Raw genomic sequence first — 16,640 nt, 5'->3', positions numbered from 1 at the left:
GATCGTCAACATTCAAAGCCTTTGCGTGGTGGGGAGGGGGGAAGCGGGCGCGGAGCCGGGGGAGTGGTCCCTCAGCCCTTGATCGCCCCGCCGGTGAGACCCTTGACGAAACTGCTCTGCAGGGCCAGGTAGAAGACGAGGATCGGCAGCGTGGCGAGGAACATGAAGGCGAAGACCGAGCCGAAGTCCGACTGGTGCTCGCCGATCGCCCGGTAGACGCCGACCGTGACCGTGGTGCCGCTGTCCGGTCCCAGGACGATCAGCGGGGTGAGGAAGTCGTTCCAGATCCACACGCCGAGGAAGATCAGCACACTGGCGGAGGCCGGGCGCAGCAGCGGGAAGACCACCTGCCAGAAGGTGCGGAAGGTGCTCGCGCCGTCGAGCCTGGCGGCCTCCTCCAGCTCCAGGGGGACGGACTTGACGAACCCCATGAAGAGCAGCACCCCGAACGGCACGTAGTAGCCGAGGTTGACCAGGATCAGTCCCGGCGCGGTGCTCATCAGGCCCAGCGTCCGCAGCACCATGGTGATCGGGGCGAGGATGACCGGCGAGGGGATGAGCAGGCCGCACAGCAGCGTGACCATCACCACCTTGGCCAGCAGGTGCCGGGACCGGGCGATGTAGTGGCCGAGCATCGCCGACAGCACCGTGAGGATGGTGATCGAGATCGCCGTCACCGCGACGCTGTTGACCAGCCCGTACACGAACAGGTTGTCCGTCCGCGACAGGACGGCGGCGATGTTTTCCATGGTCGGCGGCGAGGGCAGGCCCGCCGGGTCGGGCACGATGTCGGCGCCGTGCTTGAAGACGTTGACCAGCACCAGGTAGAGCGGCATGAAGAACACCGCGCTGACGAACAGGGCGATCACCGGGCGCAGCCAGGGGACGCGGGTGTCGTTCACTACTGGGTCACCTCACGTCGTTGCAGCACGCGGAGCACGAGCACCGAGACGCACGCGACCAGCACGAGCATCACCGCGGCCATCGCCGAGCCGTAGCCGACGCGGTTGCCGTTGAAGGAGGTCTGCACCACCTGGAAGGCCATGGTGGTCGTCGTCCCCGTTCCGGGTCCGCCGTTGGTGATGACCTGGATCTGGTCGTACGCCTTGAACCCGGTGATCAGCAGCATCACCGTGTTGATGGTGAGCGCCGGGGCGAGCATCGGCCAGGTGACGTTGCGGAACCGGGCCATCGGCCCGCACCCGTCGATCGCCGCCGCCTCCTGCAGCTCGCGCGGCACGCCCTGCAGACCGGCGAGGTAGACCACCACGCAGAAGCCGAGCATCTGCCAGGTGATGACCCACGCGATCGTGTAGAGCGCGATGCCCGGGTCGGACAGCCAGCCGGGCGGGTCCTCGACGCCGAGGCCGCGCAGCGCGGAGTTGAGCAGGCCGTCGTCGGTGAGGACGACCTGCCAGATGACGCTGACCACCACCGAGCTCAGCACCACGGGGGTGAAGAACACCCCGCGCAGCGCGACGTAGAGCCGGGTGGGCCGGTCGAGCAGCTGCGCGATCAGCAGGCCGCCGACGTTGGCCAGCACCATCACGATGACGGTCACCACGACGGTGTTCGCCAGCGCCCTGAGGAACTCGGCGTCGCCCAGCAGCTCGGTGTAGTTGCGCAGCCCCACCCATTTGGTCGGCGGGTTGAACGGGTTGCGGTTGGTCAGGCTGTAGTACGCCGTCATGCCGATCGGCACCAGGACGAACAGCAGGTACGCCAGCAGGCCGGGAAGGGCGAACAGGGCGAAGGTGGTGATCCTGCCGCTCACCCGCCGCCTGCCGCGCGGGGGACGGCCGCGTACGGGGGGCGGGCCGCTGGGGAGGGGCGGGCGGTGCGCCGCGGGAGGGTCCCCGCCGCGCACCCCGTGTCGCGTGTGTGTCATGGCGCTACTGCGTCGCCTTCGCCCACTGGTCGTCCAGGTAGGCCGTGAACTCCGAGGTCGGCTTCTTGCCGGTGATCAGGTCCTGGACCGCGACGGCGGTCTTGTCGGCCAGGCCGGGGGGCAGCGAGCCGTCGCCGGTCTCCTGGGAGAAGGCGTTGACGATGGCGTTCTCCGCCATGCCCCGCTCGTAGATCTCGACGGTCGCCTTGTAGACCGGGCCCATGTCCGCCGGGGGCTTGTAGCCCTTGATCGCCGGGATCGAGCCGTCGGCCTTGACGAACGCGTCGTTGTTCTGCTGGTCCTCGTCGAAGGCGAGTGCCCACTTCTTGGCCAGGCCGACGTCGGCCGCGGTGGCGCTGACGGAGGTGCCGCCGCCGGTGAAGGTCGGCACGACCAGGGAGCCGTCGTCGGAGGGCCAGGGGAAGGCGCCGATCTCGAAGTCCGGCTTCTTGTTGTCGGCCGAGGTCGCGAACCAGGAGCCCATGGGGTACATGGCGCCCTTGCCGTCGCGGAAGGCCTGCTCGGTGTCGGCGTACGAGCGGCTCAGGCCCGCGGGGTCGATGTAGCCCTGCTTCGCCAGGTCGGCGATCTTCTGGGCGGCCGAGGTGAAGGTGGGGTCGGCGAACTTCACCGAGCCCGCGGCCCGCCGCGTCAGCCAGTCGGGGGTCTTCTTGTAGACGTCCGTGGCGACGGTGCCGGTCAGCGGATACATGTCCGCCCAGGTGTCCGCGCCGCCGCCGCCGACCACGAACGGGGTGATCTTCTTGGCCTTGAGCTTGGCGGAGACGTCCAGCAACTGCTGGTACGTGGTCGGCGTCTCGGTGATGCCCGCGTCGGCGAACTGGGTCTTGTTGTAGTAGACCACCGGGATGACCTGGGTGTTGTACGGCAGCTGGTAGATCTTGCCCGCGACGGCGCCCGCGGTCGGCGCGACGAAGTTCTTGAGCTCGTCGGCGGTGAAGGCCGCGAACTTGCCCGCCTGCGCGAACCCGGCCGGGTTGACCGACTGGAGGATGTCGGGGAGGTTGCCCGAGGCGTCCAGCTGCTTGGCGTAGCCGGTCCGGTCGACGTTCGGCGTCACCAGCTTCTTGATGGTCACGCCGGGGACCTTCGCGGACGCCCGCGCGATCGCCGCGTCCCAGAACGCCGCGTCGAGGTTCGGCGTCTCGAACACCAGGAAACTCAGCGTGACGTTTCCGCCACCGGCGGCGGGCTTCTCCGCCTCGGCACCCATGCCACACCCGCTCACAGTGAGTAGTGTGACCAGGCCAACTGCTATTGATCTACGCAAAGCGCAGCCCTCCTTGCTCCGGCTTCGAGTCTATGAAGCGGAGGCGAGATAACGTTATCTCGAAGGGTAGGGTGTTACCGCCAGGTTTCAAGAGGTGACTTCGCAACGAGTTAGTCACGTCGGGTGGATGAACACGAGGGTGGCCGATCGGGCCGATCCTCCCGATGATGGGAGCCGGTGGGACTCGTGGAAGGCTCGCCGGGGGCCCGGGGGGCACCGATGGCACCTTGATGGCACTGATGGCACGGAGGTCACTGTGAAAGGCAAGCGCCGCGGTCGCCGGCCGACGATGGTCGATGTGGCGCGAGAGGCGGGGGTGGCGCTGCGCACCGTCTCCCGCGTCGTCAACCAGGACCCCACGGTGGGGCCCGACCTGGCCACCAGGGTCCACGCGGCCATCGCGAGCCTGGAGTACCAGCCGGACGAGCGGGCCCGCCAGCTGCGCCTGGGGGTGACCGGCACCCTGGGGGCGGCCGTCCGGCAGCTCTCGCACGTCAACCCGGTGCTCCAGGCCCTGGAGCGCGCGGCGCGGGCGGCCAAGCTCATGGTGCTGGCCGCCTCGACCGAGGACGACGAGCAGCTGGAGCGCGACGTCGTGATGTCGATGTGCCGGCGCCGCTTCGACGGGATCATCCTCGAACCCATAGGGAGCGGGCACGACTACCTGATCCCCGAACTGGACGCCGGCCTGTCGCTCGTCGCCGTCGACCGGCCGGTGCACGGCCTCGACGTCGACTGCGTGATCTCCGACAACGTCGCGGGCATCGAGCTGGCCTTCGGGCACCTCGTCCGCCACGGCCACGAGCGCATCGCCTACATCGGCGACGACGAGCGCATCTTCACCGGCCACGAGCGGGCCGCCGCCTTCCGTGGCTGCCTGGCGGCGCACGGCGCCCCCGCCGAGGGGATGGTCCACCCGGGCAGGATCGAGCCGGACCGGATCGCCGCGGCGGTCCACGCGGTCCTGTCGGGACCGTCCCCGGCGACCGCCGTCGTCACGGGGAACGCCACCACCAGCGTCGAGGTGCTGCGCTGCCTCCGGGGCGGCTCCGAGCGCGTCGCGGTCGTCGGGTTCGACGACTCCGAGCTCGCCACCAGCCTGCGTCCCGACCTGACCGTGGTCGCCCAGGACGCCACCACGATCGGCGGCACCGCGATCGACATGCTCCTGGCCCGCATCGCCGACCCCGGCCGCCCGGTCCGGCGCGTGACGGTGCCGGTGGAGCTCATCGCGCGGGGGTCGGGGGAGTCGGCCCCCGCGACGTGACGGCCCCACCGGTCACCCCGCGTCTTCATCACCCGGCCCTCGGGAGCGGTGGCGCCGGGTGCTCACTCTCCGGGGGCGTGACGCCGTACGGAGGGTGATCGCATTGCTTTCCTGACATTCGGCGGCATCGCGGGCCCGCCGAACTCCACACCGAATTGCATTCCCCGAGAAAAGCCGACATCGAGACCGGTACGGGCGAATGTCGTGGGCCCTTTCACGGCCACGCGGAAAGCGCCCGGAAGCGCGCGCCCGCCGGGTGTCGAGCCGGACACGAAGGGTAGTCGTTCTTTGGGGGCCCGCGGGGGGCGGACGTGAAGACGGCGATTTGCGAAATCCAGGTGGAGGGCTTCGGACATGGAGACGGGAAAGCTCACGGAGATATTTCTGGACAGCGCCTACGAATCGGTCGGGCAGGCGCGCCGCGAGACGCGCGAGGCCCTCGGCCCGGACCACGTCCTCCTGCCGGATGTCGTCCAGGTGGTCTCGGAGCTGCTGGCGAACGCCGTGGAGCACGCCGACCACGGCCTGGTGGGCGACCTGATCGGCCTGACCCTGACCGCCACCCCCGACTCCGTCCACGTCGAGGTCTCCGATCCCGGCTCCACCTCCCGCGCGCCGCACATCCCGCGGGACCGGCCTCCGGGGGCGAGGCGCGGTCGCGGCCTGCTCATCGTCGACCGGCTCTCCGGCGGGCGCTGGGGGACCCGCGAGCACGGCCGAGGGCTGGGCCGGACGGTGTGGTGCGCCATTCCCTACGTACGGCCGGAGTGCGCCGAGGACGACGAGGCGGAGCGGCCCCTGTCGCGGGCCTTCCCCGCGGGCCTGCGGGGGCTGAGGTCCGCGGAAACCGGGATCTGCCGAAACTGAGGCGGGCCGGAACCGAGACGAACTGGAACGTTCCGCCGTCCGGGGACCCAGGTCTGAGCGGGCTCAGCCTGGCCTCGGGGGCGGAACGGGCAATGATCTACTTTGTAAAGGGCGCGGGCCTCACACCTGGCCCTTGATCTCCAGACGCAGCAGGGCCTTGGCGATCGGGTGGGCGGTCAGCCCGATCTGCCACTCCCTGGCGCCCAGCTCGCGCAGCCGGGCGATCACGGTCTCGTCGTCGATGACCGGGGGCGGCTCCCAGGTCAGGCGGCGGACCGCGTCGGGCTGGATCAGGTTCTCGGCGGGCATGTGGTGCTCGTCGGCGAGCGCGGCGACCACGGCCCTGGCGGCGGCGAGCCGGCGGGCGGCCACCGGGTCGCGGTCCATCCACCGGTTGGCCGGTGGCGGCCCGTCGCCGGGGGTGCTGGGCTGCGGCAGCTCCGAGTCGGGCAGCGAGCGGGCGGCGCCGATCGCGGCCAGCCAGTCGCGCAGGTGCCGCCGGGCGCTGCGGCCGGTGAACGGGGGGATGTCGGTGAGCGCCTTGGTGGTGCGGGGCAGCTCCAGGGCGGCCGTGACGATCGCGGAGTCGGGCAGGACCCGGCCGGGGGCGACGTCGGACTCGCGGGCGAGCCCGTCGCGAAGCGTCCACAGCTCGCGTACCACGGCCAGCCCGCGCAGTGAGCGGACCTTGTGGATTCCCGAGGTGCGCCGCCACGGGTCGGAGCGCGGGGCGGGGGCCTTGTGCGCGAGCACGGCGGCGAACTCCTCCCGCGCCCACGCCAGCTTGCCGCTGGAGGCCAGCTCCTCGTGCAGGATGTCGCGGAGCTCGATCAGGACCTCGACGTCGAGGGCGGCGTAGCGCAGCCAGTCTTCCGGCAGGGGGCGGGTGGACCAGTCGGCGGCCGAGTGGCCCTTCTCCAGCCTGAACCCGAGGACGTTCTCCACCATCAGGCCGAGCCCGACCCGCTCGTAGCCGAGCAGCCGGCCGGCCAGCTCGGTGTCGAACAGCTCTCGCGGGTGGAAGCCCACCTCCGCCAGGCAGGGCAGGTCCTGGGAGGCGGCGTGCAGCACCACTTCCGCGCCGGCCAGTGCCGCGTCGAGCTCCGACAGGTCGGGGCAGCATATGGGATCGATCAGGGCGCTGCCCGCACCGGCGCGGCGCAGCTGGACCAGGTAGGCGCGGCCGCTGTAGCGGTAGCCGGAGGCGCGCTCGGCGTCGACGGCGACGGGGCCGGTGCCCTCGGCGAAGGCGCGCACCACGCGCGCGAGAGCGGCGGGGTCCTCGACGACGGGTGGGATTCCCTCGCGAGGTTCCAGCAGCGGGACTACGGTCGTCTCATCGGTCACGTTCTGAAGGGCTCCGGATCTTCGCGACGGCGCGGCGGCAGCGCCGCCACGTCGGGTGGCAGGGGTGGGATGCCCGCGGCGAGGCACATCAGGTCGCACCAGGCGGCGACGTGGCCGGAGAGGTCCTCCTGCAGCGGCGACCAGGACGCGCGCAGCTCCAGCTCGGTGGTCACCGGGTCGTCGGCCTTGTTGCCGAAGCCCTCGGAGACCGCCCGGGTGACGGTGCCTCCGGCGGCGGCGTAACCGGCGCCGTGCGCGTCGAGCGACTCGGTGAGCCAGCTCCACGCGACGGGGCCGAGCAGCGGGTCTTCGGTGATCTCCGGCTCCATGTCGGCCCGCACGTAGGCGACGAGCCGGAACTGGCCGTCCCAGCCGCGCTGGCCGTCGGGGTCGAAGAGCACGATGAGGCGGCCGACCGCGAGTTCGTCGTCGTCGCGGTACACCGACGCGCCGATCGCGGCCGAGTAGGGGGCCAGGCGCTGCGGGGCCGGGATGTCCTCCAGCTCGATCTCGGGCCTGACCTCCGCGGGGCGCATGCTCGCCACCGCGCGCCTGAAGGCGGCGGGAGCGGGCGGCGCGTCACCGACGGTCATATCGGAAGCGTAGGTCGAAACTGATCGCATGGGGACCACTGGGGTGTGTGTAGGAGCCATTGGAACCGATCAAGCCGCTGCCGGCGGCCTGCGGAGGGCGGGGGTGACCCCGCCGATGGGAACTCCCAGGAGGAGGGCGCGACCTCGTCCGGCGCGGATCCGTGCCGCCGCGGGGCGTTCCGGGGGCTCGTCCCGGCTGTGACCTCGGGGGTGGGATCGTCGTTCGGGAACCCGCCCGCGGGCGCAGGAGGCACGGTGCTCACCGCGACGTTCGGGTGAACTCCACATGGTGGACATCGCACGGGCCTTTCGTCGGGTCGTGGTCCGACGTTGGCACGTCGCGCCGACATTTCCGCGCAGCGTGCTCGGCGTGTCCCCAAAGTGGTGCGGGAATCGATGCCGCGCGGTGACTTGGCGAACATTTGGACCAGCCGGGGGCCGGGCCAGGATCGCCGATGGGAGGAACTGTACCCGGAAACATGATCGCTTCGCTCCGCGCGATGTCACCTGCCGCGTGCCAACATCGGATTTCAGTGGACGAAGCTCTCAAAACCGGTAAGACACGATCATTGTCATCACTTGAAAGTGTCTGGGGGGTGTGAGGTGCGATCTCATTGAATAGCCGGTGATTTCGTATCGATCTCATCGGCCGAGGGCCTTGGTGGGGCGACCGGTCCCCCGACATGGCACCCTGGTGGGGTGACTTCCGAGCTCGCCGACTCCGCCTTCCTGCGCGCCTGCCGCCGCCGGCCCGTCCCCCACACGCCGGTGTGGTTCATGCGCCAGGCCGGTCGCTCGCTGCCCGAATACCGGGCGCTCCGCGAGGGGGTGCCGATGCTCACGGCCTGCGCCACCCCCGAGCTCGTCGTGGAGATCACGATGCAGCCGGTCCGCCGTTACGGCGTGGACGCGGCGATCCTCTTCAGCGACATCGTCGTCCCGCTCAAGGCGATCGGCGTCGACCTCGACATCAAGCCCGGCGTCGGGCCGGTGGTGGCCACGCCGATCAGGGACGCCGAGGCGGCCAGGGTGCTGCGCCCGATCGAGCCGGACGACGTCTCCTACGTCACCGAGGCCGTCCAGACGCTGACGAAGGAGCTGGGCGCGACCCCCCTCATCGGTTTCGCGGGGGCGCCGTTCACGCTGGCGTCCTACCTCATCGAGGGCGGCCCCTCCAAGAACCACGACCACACCAAGGCCATGATGTACGGCGAGCCGGAGCTGTGGCACGCCCTCATGGACCGGCTGACCGAGATCACCCTGGGCTTCCTGCGCGTGCAGATCGCCGCCGGGGCCTCCGCCGTCCAGCTCTTCGACTCCTGGGTCGGCGCGGTGTCCCCCGACGACTACCGCGAGTTCGTCCTCCCCTACACCAGCCGGATCTTCGAGGGCCTGGCCGCCCTGGAGGTCCCGCGCGTCCACTTCGGCGTCGGCACCGGCGAGCTGCTCGGGCTGCTCGGCCAGGCGGGGGCCGACGTCGTGGGCGTCGACTGGCGGGTCCCGCTCGACGAGGCCGCCTCGCGGGTCGGGCCGGGCAAGGCGCTGCAGGGCAACCTGGATCCGGCGATCCTGCTCGCCCCGTGGAAGGTGGTCGAGCGCCGCGCGGGTGAGATCCTCGCCCGCGCGGCCGGGACCGAGGGCCACGTGTTCAACCTGGGCCACGGGGTGCTGCCCGGCACCGACCCCGACCAGCTGGCCCGTCTCACCGACTTCGTCCACGAGACGTCGGCCCGCTGACCCGGGGTTTCCGGGGACGCCGTCCCTCCCGAACCCGGGGGAACGGCGCTCTCGCTGAGGCCCCGGCCCGCTGACCCGGAGTGTTCCGGACGCCGTCCCCGCCGAGCCTGCGGGAACGAACCCCGCGCCCCCAGGACGCCGTCCCTTTCCGGACTAGGGGGAACGGCGCCCTCGTTGAGACCCCGGCCCGCTGACCGCCCGTGTCCCCGGATGTTCACCCGGGGACGCCGCTCCCTCCCGGGCTCACCGGGACGGGCTTCTCGTCGCCGTCGTCGTTATCGTCATCGTCGTCCGGCTCGGGGGCCGTGGGTGTGGCGGCGAGCGGCCTGCCGCGGTCGCGGAACCCTTGGCGCAGGCGGAGCACGAAGGCCACCGCGAGCCAGACCAGGCCGAGCAGGACCAGCCAGGGGAGCAGCACGCCCAGGAGCGTCAGGCCGACCTTGACGGCGGCGACGAAGGCGCGCCACCCCGTCTCCAGCCCGCCGAGGAAGCCGGACGGCTCGTCGTCCTCCTCCGGGATCACGGTCGCCGGGCCGACCAGGTTCAGCGTCAGCGTCGCCACGCTCGTCTGCGAGGCGAGGGTCTTCTGCCTGGCCTGCAGGGACTCCAGCTCGCTCTCGCGGTTGGAGACCTCCCGCTCAACCTCCAGCACCTCGCCGATGGTGTTGGCCCGCTTCAGCAGTGTGCGCAGCGAGTCGAGCGCGGCCCTGGCCGACTTCAGCCTGCTCTCCACGTCGGCCACCTGCTCGGTGACGTCCTCGGTGTTCTGCTGCAGCGACTCGCGGGTGCCCAGGTCCTTGCCCAGGCGGTCGAGCGTGCCGGGATAGTTACCCGGAGGGATCTTGAAGACCAGCGTCGCGGAGCCCTCGCCGCCGGAGCGGGCGTCCGACCTCTCCATGGCCAGGTAGCCGCCCGCGGTGGTGACGATCTGCCGGGCCCTGTCGGCGGCGGCGGTGACGTCCTTGGCCCTGACCGTCATCTCCGCCGTGTAGATGATCGCCCGGTCCTGTGGGACCACTTTCACCTGGGCGGTCTTCTGGGATTCGGCCTTCCGGGGCTCGGCCGGGGCGGCGGCGGCGTTGCCCGAGGCGTCCCGCATGGCCGCCTCGGGCGCGGCCTGCCTGGGCGCCTGTACTTCCGAGGCGGGTGCCGCGCCGCCGTAGGACGTGCTCTCGACGGCCCCGCCCCCGCAGGCGGACACCAACAGCGCCAGGCCCACCAGGGGGACCGTCAGGCGCGGACCGTACCGGAATCTGCTCATGAACCTCATGACGCCGGGCGCGGTGGAGCGGTTCGGCGGGGGGCAGTCACGATGGCGTCACGTTCTGCGCGCCGCCGGGTCACGGGGTGCCGGGGGCGTACGGCGGGATACGCGGGCGGGGGGAGGGGGCGATACGGTCGGGAGTCATGGAAGGCAAGCGGAGGCACGTGGTGGTCGTCGGCGGCGGGATCGCCGGGCTGGCCGCCGCGTGGCACCTGCGGCGGTACGGCGAGCACCTCAGGGTGACCGTCCTCGACGGCGCGTCGCGGGTCGGCGGCAAGCTGCACGCCACGGAGGTGGCGGGGGTCGCGATGGACGCGGGGGCCGAGGCGATGCTCGCCCGGCGGCCCGAGGGCAAGGAGCTGGCCAGGCTGGCCGGGCTGGGTGACGAGCTGAGGCTTCCCGGCACCACCCGGGCGGGCATCCTGAGCAGGGGCGCGCTGCGGCCCATGCCGGAAGGGCACGTCATGGGCGTGCCCTCCGACGTCCTCGCGCTGGCCAGGTCGGGGGTCCTGAGCCCCGCGGGCCTCGCCAGGGTGCCGCTGGACCACATCCTCCCGGCCACGCGCGTCACCGCCGACGTGTCGGTGGCGGCGTACATCCGGGCCAGGATGGGCGGGGAGGTGGTCGACCGGCTCGTCGAGCCGCTGCTCGGCGGCGTCTACGCGGGCAGGGCCGAGCGGCTCTCGCTGGACGCGACCATGCCGAGGATCGCGATCGCGGCCAGGTCCGGGGGGTCGCTGCTCAGCGCGGCCAGGGAGATCACCGCCGACGCCCCCAAGGACGCCGGGCCGGTCTTCACCACCCTGCGGCGGGGGATGGGCAGCCTGCCCGAGGCCGTCGCCGCCGCCTCGGGGGCCGAGATCAGGACCGGTGTCACGGTCAGGGAGCTGCGGCGGACCGAGGACGGCTGGCTGCTGGTCACCGGTCCCGTCCCCGCGCCGGAGACCGTCGAGGCCGACGCGGTGATCGTCGCGGTGCCCGCCTCCGCGGCGAGCCGGCTGCTCGCCCGGGAGGTGCCGGGGGCCGCCGCGGAGCTGGCCAGGATCGAGTACGCCAGCATGGCCATCGTCACCCTCGCCTACCCGCGCGAGGCGTTCCCCGGGCCGCCGACCGGCAGCGGCTACCTGGTCCCGGCCGTCGACGGGCGGCCGATCAAGGCCGTCACGTTCAGCTCGGTCAAGTGGCCGCACCTGGCCGAGGGCGACCCCGGCCTCGTCCTGCTGCGCTGCTCGATCGGCAGGATCGGCGAGGAGACCGTGCTCCAGCGCGACGACGCGGAGCTGGTCGCGCTGGCGATGGCCGAGATGGCCGAGGTCATGGGCGTGCGCGGGCTGCCCCGCGACTCGCGGGTGACCCGCTGGGGAGGCTCCCTGCCGCAGTACGAGGTGGGCCACCTCGACCGGGTGGCCCGCATCCGGTCCGCCGCGGCCGGGCAGCCCGGCCTGGCCCTGTGCGGTGCCGCCTACGACGGTCTCGGCATTCCCGCCTGTGTCGCCACCGCCCGTACCGCGGCGGCCCGGATTCTCGACCACCTGGATCCCACGGGAGAATGGCAGGACAGCACCGATTCGTTGACAAAGGGGTGACGATGACGGACGGGAACCCGCGGCCCAAGGCGCGCGACCTGAACCAGGTGATCCGCTACACGATGTGGTCGGTCTTCAGGATGAGGGAGCGCTGCCCGGGTCACCGCGAGGGCATGGCCGCCGAGGTCGAGGAGCTCATGGCCCAGATGGGGCGCAAGGACGTGGTCACCCGCGGCCTGTACGACGTGGCGGGCTTCCGCGCCGACGCCGACTTCATGTTCTGGTGGCACGCTCCGACGGCCGAGGACCTTCAGGAGACCTACTCGCGCTTCCGCCGTACCGGCCTGGGGCAGCTGGCCGAGCCGGTCTGGTCGGCGATGGCGTTGCACCGCCCGGCCGAGTTCAACAAGTCACACATCCCGGCCTTCCTGGCCGAGGAGGAGCCTCGGGCGTACGTGAGCGTCTACCCGTTCGTCCGCTCCCTGGAGTGGTATCTCCTGGACGACGCCGACCGCCGCCGGATGCTCGCCGAGCACGGCAGGATGGCCCGCGACTACCCCGACGTGCGGGCCAACACCGTGGCCTGCTTCTCGTTGAACGACTACGAGTGGATGCTGGCGTTCGAGGCCGACGAGCTGCACCGCATCGTCGACCTGATGCGGGTCCTGCGCGGCGCCGAGGCCCGGCGGCACACCCGCGAGGAGATCCCCTTCTACACGGGGGTCCGCAAGCCCCCGAGCGAGCTGATCGCGGCGCTGCCGTAGGTCTTCGCGCGTTCCGTCGCCGCGGGGCTCCGGCCCGGCGGCGGCGCCGCTTCGTGACGTCCATGGGTGTCGGGAGTTTCACCAGGTAAGGGATGTGTCTCCTGTGACGACCCGGCGAAAAATAATCCGGTGAAGGTCTCTTTACCTTCCCTTGGCTTTGTCATACTCGGGGAAAATCACCTGTCTATGTGAGGCCAAGGGTGAAAAGGGGCGAAGCTCTGGCACGATCCAGGCGGCGTGCTCGGGGGCGCCGGAGAAAGAAGTCTCGCTCACGCGTTCTCGAGGTCTCGGTGGCCGTCGTCGCCTTCGCGGTGGGGGCCCTCGCGGTGAGCGGGTGGTTTTCCGGCGGGTCCGCTCCCGGGGGTGAGACGGCCCGGGTGCCGGTTCCCGGCGGGGTGGCCGCGATGGCGCCGCCGGGGGCCCCGGCGAACGGCGCGGCGGGTGGCGCGGTGGTGGCCGCCGAGGTGGACGGGAAGGGTACGAAGGGCGAGGAGTCCGCCGCGAAACGGTCCAAGGCCGAGAAGAAACGCCAGAAGGACAGGGAGACCGAGGCGTCGGGGCCGTCCAGGCACACCGACAAGAAGGCGATGGCCTACTTCGAGAGCCGCAAGGCGGCCAAGCGGGTCAAGGACATCCGCATGGTCGGCGGCTATCTACGGATATATACGGACCTGCCGGAGACGGCGGACAACTCGAAGCAGGCGATCAAGCTCTGCGAGGCGGGGGTCGACTATCTCGTCGGAGAGCTCGGCACGCCCAGCCCCGTGGTCTTCGTCCAGGCCGAGTTCGGGGAGAACGGCAACCCGGTCCTGGCCAACGTCCTGGGCCCCGACGACTCCGACTGCCGCCTCACCTACCCGAGGCCGCGATAGCCCGGCCACCGGAGGCCACGACGGTCCGGCTATCCGAGGCCGCGGTAGTCGGCGCGGGGCGCCACCGGGATCACCCGGACCCTGGTCTTGCCGCAGATCGAGCAGCGCTGGGTGACCACCCGGCCGATGGTCTCGATGATCTCCCATCTGTGACGGAGATGCACGGGGGCTCCTTAGGTGATCACGCTTCGGAGGTCTCCGGATACTATGCGTAACGCACTGCCCCTCCCGGCGGCTCGCTAACCTTCCGGATGGGGCGATGTGGCTGTCCAAGCGCGTGAAGGCCCCGCCGGATGTGGTCCGGCGGGGCCTTCGGTGTGAGCCGGTAGCTTACTCGACGGGCTCCAGTCTCAGCGAGACGGAGTTGATGCAGTAACGGTCGTCGGTGGGTGTGCCGTACCCCTCGCCGTGGAACACGTGGCCGAGGTGAGAGTCGCAGGTCGCGCACCTGACCTCGACGCGGGTCATGCCCATCGAGCGGTCCTCGATCAGCGTCACCGCCTCGGACTTCGACGGCTCGTAGAAGCTCGGCCAGCCGCAGTGACTGTCGAATTTGGTATCGGACCGGAACAGTTCGGTGCCGCAGGCCCGGCAGCTGTAGACGCCCACCGTCTTGGTGTCGACGTACTCGCCGGTGAAGGGGCGCTCGGTCCCCGCCTGGCGGAGCACGCGGAACTCCTCGGGAGAGAGCTGGACGCGCCACTCGGCGTCGCTCTTTACCACCTTGTCCATTCCACCAGCCTATGCGGTCGCCGAGGCGGGCGCAGGAGGGGGTTCGGGGCCGGGAGGGCGGTGCTGGAGGACGACCGCGACGGCGGGCCACGGGGGAGCGCGGCCCGGACGGGTGCTCAGCGTTCGGCGAGGGACTTCGACCAGACGGGGCTGTCGAAGTAGTGGTTGTCGTACTCCTGTGAGCTGTCGCGGATGTCCCGCACCGTGGCCTCGCCGCGGTAGACGCGCTCCAGCAGCCGGTAGTAGTCGAATCGGTGCATGCCGGGGGTGAAGACCACCAGCATCTCGGCCTCACAGCCGGGGGCGGGCGCGAACGCGTGCGGCACGGTCGGCGGGACGGTCAGGAAGTCGCCCTTGCCCAGGGTCAGGATCTCGTCGTTCACGAGGATGCGCGCCGTGCCGTCCAAGATGAAGAACATCTCGGTGGCCCTGGTGTGGAAGTGCGCGGGAGCGCCCGGCGAGCCCTTGCTGAGGGACGCCCGGTTGACGGTCAGCGCGCCGCCGGTCGCGCCCGCGTCGGCGAGTAGCGTGATCAGGCTGGTGGCGCCGTCCTGCAGGGACTCGGCGTCCGCGGCGTGGACCAGAACGGGGGTGGTCGGCTGGTTCGTGCCGGTGTTCATGGGTTCTCCCGGATGTCCGGCCCGGTTTCCCACCGGGCCTCTCTCGCTGACACCGGCGAATCTACGACGGGCAAAGGCCCATGGAATGGGTCATTCAACGGCAGGATTCATGGGGCAATTATCGCCCTTGGCGGGGGAGGGGCACTGTCGCCGCAGGGTATCGACGGCCTCGCGGTCCCGTTCGGCGATCGGGCGGGCATTCGTTCGAGTCCGGAACGCCGGAGGTGGGGCCCGTGGTTCGCGGGAGGCCGTGCGCGGTATCGATGCGTCCGAAGTGCCCCGTGTGTGGCCGGAAAAATTTTGAAGGGCGAAGCATCCTTTGATGACCGTTTTAGCGTCTTTAGGTATGTGGGGGGTGTTTCGCCTTCCCGCTGAGGGGTGAAATCATCTGCCGGTCGTTCCGCGTTCCGCGGATCGGCCACGATGCCACCGTCCGGGCGGCGCGCCAGCGCCTGGACACCGGTGGGTACGGCAGGTGATTGTGCGGTCCGTCCCGTTGAGTGCCCGGTCCCGCCGCCGTGGCGGCTCCGGGGCGGACCTACCCGTGTCGACGGCCCCGGGGTGGGTGCGGCCGATATCGCAGTGCGGTTCGGCCTCCTGTTGGCCTACGGTTGTTCCCGACCGGCGGGCGGACGCCCGCGCCTCCCCTCCCCCAGGACGGATTTCCTTGAGCGACCGCGACGACCGGACCCTTGTCGATCCCCGCCCGGCGGGTCGTGCCCACATCGGGGTCAGCTGTAGCTTCGTCTGTCACGACGGCGCGGGCCGCGTCCTCCTCCACATGCGCGGTCCCAGGGCGAGAGACAGCCGTGGGGTATGGGACTCCGGCGCGGGCGAGCTCGGGTTCGGCGAGGACTTCGAGGAGTGCGTGCGGCGCGAGGTGGGGGAGGAGTTCGGCGCCACCGCCCAGGACCTGGTCCAGGTGGGGGTGGTCAACGTGCGGCGGACCTCGGGAGACCTGCTGACGCACTGGGTGTCCGTCCAGTTCGCGGTGCTGGTCGACCCGCGGGAGGTCACGTCGTCGGAGCCGGACCGCGTCGTGAACCTGACCTGGTTCGGCGAGGACGAGCTGCCCTCCGGCCTCCACCCCGCGCTGCCCAGCCTGCTCGGCCGCGCGGCCCCCCACATCGGCTGGTCGGCCGTGCACGTCTGAACGTCGCCGTCACACATCCCCTCGTGGCGGACCCGCGCCGCGGCCGGACGGGGTATTAGAGTGCGTACGGTGTTCTTTGATCTTGAGTCGTTTCCTGGAGGATCGGATGACCACGGCTGACGGCCGCTTCGGGCGGACAGGCAACCCTGAGGTGGACCGGCTGGCGGAGGGGTTCGACAAGCTCTCGGCGCGGTACGAGGGGATGCGCGAGGAGCTGGCCGAGATGCGGGGCCACGGCGAGGCGGCCGACGGGCTGGTGAAGGTGGAGGTCGCCCCCGGCGGGGCCCTGCTGGGCGTCGACATCAACCCCAGGGCCATGAGACTGGGCTCCGAGGCGCTGGGAGAGGCGATCATGGAGGCCGTCGGGGAGGCCACGAAGGTGGCCGCCGCCCGGATGGACGAGGTGCTCGCCCCCCTGCTCGGCGGCATGACGGGCTTCAGCGAGGCGCTGCAGGGGCGGATGCCCGGCCTGGACTCGGGGACCGGCATCTCTGCGGATCCGCGCGTCGCCGAGGCGTTGCGGAACCTGCGGGAGATGCGCGACAAGTACGAGGCCTGACGCGGCCCCGCGCCGAATCCACGGGACAGGTACGGGGCCTGACACGGTCCCGTGCCGGAGCCGTGCGGCGGGTACGAGGTCGGACATGGGCACGCGCCGGGGCCGCGCCGGTGCTCGTGCGACGTGCGACAGATACGTACTCTGAAGCGCCCTGACGCGG

At 71.1% G+C, this 16,640-nt stretch carries 17 protein-coding genes; 8 read left to right on the top strand and 9 right to left on the bottom strand.

Annotated features, from left to right (window positions below; all coding sequences use genetic code 11):
• Positions 1-71: 71 nt before the first annotated feature.
• Genes ACW9TB_RS15330 through ACW9TB_RS15320 form a run of 3 tightly spaced genes read right to left on the bottom strand, consistent with a single transcriptional unit; the run spans position 72 to position 3,137 of the window.
• Entirely contained in the window at positions 72-902 is an 831-nt protein-coding gene (locus tag ACW9TB_RS15330) for a carbohydrate ABC transporter permease (RefSeq protein WP_472748684.1), read from the bottom strand.
• Positions 902-1,888, bottom strand: a complete 987-nt coding sequence (locus tag ACW9TB_RS15325; protein WP_472748683.1) for a carbohydrate ABC transporter permease — start codon at positions 1,886-1,888, stop codon at positions 902-904. The genes ACW9TB_RS15330 and ACW9TB_RS15325 overlap by 1 nt, the downstream gene beginning before the upstream one ends.
• A 4-nt stretch (positions 1,889-1,892) precedes the next feature.
• Positions 1,893-3,137 carry an ABC transporter substrate-binding protein gene (locus ACW9TB_RS15320; protein WP_472748682.1) on the bottom strand — a complete coding sequence of 415 codons (1,245 nt, stop codon included), beginning with the start codon at positions 3,135-3,137 and terminating at the stop codon, positions 1,893-1,895.
• 340 nt (positions 3,138-3,477) lie between these two features.
• On the opposite strand from ACW9TB_RS15320, the gene ACW9TB_RS15315 reads away from it, so the two are divergent.
• Positions 3,478-4,446, top strand: coding sequence for a LacI family DNA-binding transcriptional regulator (locus ACW9TB_RS15315; RefSeq protein ID WP_472748681.1), 969 nt, complete (start codon positions 3,478-3,480; stop codon positions 4,444-4,446).
• A 354-nt stretch (positions 4,447-4,800) separates the two neighbouring features.
• Positions 4,801-5,313, top strand: coding sequence for an ATP-binding protein (locus tag ACW9TB_RS15310; RefSeq protein WP_472748680.1), 513 nt, complete (start codon positions 4,801-4,803; stop codon positions 5,311-5,313).
• Positions 5,314-5,433: 120 nt separating this feature from the next.
• Here the strand turns inward: ACW9TB_RS15310 and ACW9TB_RS15305 are convergent, their stop codons facing one another.
• Together ACW9TB_RS15305 and ACW9TB_RS15300 are read right to left on the bottom strand one after the other, a co-directional pair.
• On the bottom strand, positions 5,434-6,660 hold the full coding sequence (locus ACW9TB_RS15305) for an HRDC domain-containing protein (RefSeq protein WP_472748679.1): 1,227 nt from the start codon (positions 6,658-6,660) through the stop codon (positions 5,434-5,436).
• Positions 6,657-7,253: a DUF3000 domain-containing protein gene (locus ACW9TB_RS15300; protein WP_472748678.1), complete on the bottom strand. Its 597-nt coding sequence runs from the start codon at positions 7,251-7,253 to the stop codon at positions 6,657-6,659. The genes ACW9TB_RS15305 and ACW9TB_RS15300 overlap by 4 nt, the downstream gene beginning before the upstream one ends.
• 699 nt (positions 7,254-7,952) lie before the next feature.
• Between ACW9TB_RS15300 and hemE the strand changes: the two genes are divergently transcribed.
• Positions 7,953-8,990: a uroporphyrinogen decarboxylase gene (gene hemE, locus ACW9TB_RS15295; protein WP_472748677.1), complete on the top strand. Its 1,038-nt coding sequence runs from the start codon at positions 7,953-7,955 to the stop codon at positions 8,988-8,990.
• Between the two features lie 214 nt (positions 8,991-9,204).
• On the opposite strand, the gene ACW9TB_RS15290 is transcribed toward hemE, so the two are convergent.
• A complete protein-coding gene (locus ACW9TB_RS15290) occupies positions 9,205-10,251 on the bottom strand; it encodes a DUF4349 domain-containing protein (protein ID WP_472748676.1) in 1,047 nt (348 codons plus the stop codon).
• A 146-nt stretch (positions 10,252-10,397) separates the two neighbouring features.
• On the opposite strand from ACW9TB_RS15290, the gene hemG reads away from it, so the two are divergent.
• From hemG to ACW9TB_RS15275, 3 genes are all read left to right on the top strand, one after another.
• Positions 10,398-11,840, top strand: coding sequence for a protoporphyrinogen oxidase (gene hemG / locus ACW9TB_RS15285; RefSeq protein ID WP_472748675.1), 1,443 nt, complete (start codon positions 10,398-10,400; stop codon positions 11,838-11,840).
• Between the two features lie 2 nt (positions 11,841-11,842).
• Positions 11,843-12,544, top strand: a complete 702-nt coding sequence (hemQ, locus tag ACW9TB_RS15280; RefSeq protein ID WP_472748674.1) for a hydrogen peroxide-dependent heme synthase — start codon at positions 11,843-11,845, stop codon at positions 12,542-12,544.
• A gap of 290 nt (positions 12,545-12,834) precedes the next feature.
• Positions 12,835-13,416, top strand: a complete 582-nt coding sequence (locus ACW9TB_RS15275) for a hypothetical protein (protein ID WP_472748673.1) — start codon at positions 12,835-12,837, stop codon at positions 13,414-13,416.
• 29 nt (positions 13,417-13,445) lie between these two features.
• On the opposite strand, the gene ACW9TB_RS15270 is transcribed toward ACW9TB_RS15275, so the two are convergent.
• From ACW9TB_RS15270 to ACW9TB_RS15260, 3 genes are all read right to left on the bottom strand, one after another.
• Entirely contained in the window at positions 13,446-13,580 is a 135-nt protein-coding gene (locus ACW9TB_RS15270) for a hypothetical protein (protein ID WP_472748672.1), read from the bottom strand.
• Positions 13,581-13,746: 166 nt separating this feature from the next.
• Positions 13,747-14,148 (bottom strand): peptide-methionine (R)-S-oxide reductase MsrB, encoded by a 402-nt coding sequence (gene msrB, locus ACW9TB_RS15265; RefSeq protein WP_344746678.1) that lies wholly within the window; start codon positions 14,146-14,148, stop codon positions 13,747-13,749.
• 116 nt (positions 14,149-14,264) lie between these two features.
• The gene (locus tag ACW9TB_RS15260; protein WP_472748671.1) at positions 14,265-14,768 is read right to left on the bottom strand and encodes a cupin domain-containing protein; all 504 of its coding nucleotides are present in this window, start codon (positions 14,766-14,768) and stop codon (positions 14,265-14,267) included.
• Between the two features lie 667 nt (positions 14,769-15,435).
• On the opposite strand from ACW9TB_RS15260, the gene ACW9TB_RS15255 reads away from it, so the two are divergent.
• Positions 15,436-15,921: an NUDIX domain-containing protein gene (locus ACW9TB_RS15255; RefSeq protein ID WP_472748670.1), complete on the top strand. Its 486-nt coding sequence runs from the start codon at positions 15,436-15,438 to the stop codon at positions 15,919-15,921.
• A gap of 106 nt (positions 15,922-16,027) precedes the next feature.
• A complete protein-coding gene (locus ACW9TB_RS15250) occupies positions 16,028-16,480 on the top strand; it encodes a YbaB/EbfC family nucleoid-associated protein (RefSeq protein WP_472748669.1) in 453 nt (150 codons plus the stop codon).
• The last annotated feature ends 160 nt before the right edge of the window (positions 16,481-16,640 follow it).

This window comes from Streptosporangium sp. H13245, from assembly GCF_055690525.1.
This window is presented reverse-complemented; position numbering and strand designations above follow the sequence as displayed.